Source organism: Sphingomonas sp. GW821-FHT04B01 (assembly GCF_059420425.1).
Map to the genome: position 1 here is coordinate 1 of NZ_JBWKTR010000036.1, position 1,375 is coordinate 1,375.

A 1,375-nucleotide genomic window follows, 5' to 3' on the forward strand; every position below is an offset into this window, starting at 1 on the left:
CCGTAGCACATTGGGAAGCGCCGGTTCGGGAGCCGCTATGGCCCTGATGAAGACAAGTCCGCGTATAGCGGCCGCAGGGTTCATCAGGGCAAGCCATGGCCGGCCAGCGGGTGTCTAAAGTGAAGTTGTCGAGACAACACTTTGGAGGCCGACCGACCATGACCAAGCTTACCCCTACGCCTGCTGGCGCCGTGCTGGTAGCCATCGACATGTCCAAGAACCGGCAGGAAGTCCTCATCGAGCGACCGGAAGGCGGCCGGCGCCGGCGGATGACCGTTATGGCAACCAAGAAGGACTATGACGACTTTGCCGAACAGCTCGCTGCCATCGGCCGTCCCATCGTTGTCGGGTTCGAGGCGACCGGAAATTACCATCGCACGCTGGCGCACAGACTGCTGACCGCGGGGTTTGAGCTACGCCTCATCTCGTCGGTTGCGCTCGCCCGCACGCGCGAGGCGCTGCACAACGGCTGGGACAAAAACGATTCCAAGGACGCCCAGGTCATCCTGCACATGCTGCGGATCGGGGCGACGCAGCGTTATGTCGATCCGCTGGCGGCCGGGATCAACGACCTGCAGGAACTGTCGAAGACCCACGAAACGATCTCCAAGGCCAAGACGCAAACCTGGCATCGGATCCTCACCCACTATTTGCCACTCTACTTCCCTGAGATCGCCCGCTTCGCCGGCAACAGCAGATCCGACTGGTATTTTGCGCTCATCGAGCGGTTCCCCACTCCTGCCAGCATCACCGCGCTCGACGCCGAGACATTCTCGGCCGTGGCCTGGCCTCTCATCGGCCGCAAGGTTTCCAAGGCCCGTCTTATCAATGATATATACGAAACGGCCTGCGCTTCGGTGGCTCTGCCGGTCCCGGAGGATTCGGCAGCAATCACTATGTTCCGCATGGTCATCGCGCAGGGACGCAGCCTCATCCAGCAGCGTGACGAGATAGAGCGGCTTGCCCATGACAGGCTGGCCGAGCATGTCGATTACCAGCTGCTGCGCAAGATTCCTGGCATCGGCCCGATCAACGCGCTGACTATCCTGGCGGAAGCCGGCGATCTGCGCCGGTTCAATCATCATCGCCAATTTCTGAAGTTTTGCGGCCTCGATCTCGCGACATGTCAGTCAGGCACGTTCCGAGGCCGCACAAAGCTGTCCAAGTACGGCAATGCACGATTGCGCCGGACTTTCTGGATGGCTGCTCAGGTTGCCGCGCGTCAGCGCGACAATAGCTTCCGCGATAAGCTCGGACGATATGTAGCCGGGCACGCGGACGATGCCGACCGTCGCCGCAAGGCGATGACGGCGCTCACCGCCAAGATGGCGCGCGTGGCTCACGCCGTCATCAAGACGGGGACAGAGTACCGGCC

Annotated in this window: 1 protein-coding gene; it reads left to right on the forward strand. The window is 61.7% G+C overall.

Annotated elements, in window-relative coordinates; genetic code table 11:
* Positions 1–158: 158 nt before the first annotated feature.
* Positions 159–1,375, forward strand: a 1,217-nt coding sequence (locus AC07UH_RS21490; RefSeq protein ID WP_495182212.1) for an IS110 family RNA-guided transposase, incomplete at its 3' end; no start/stop codon positions are given.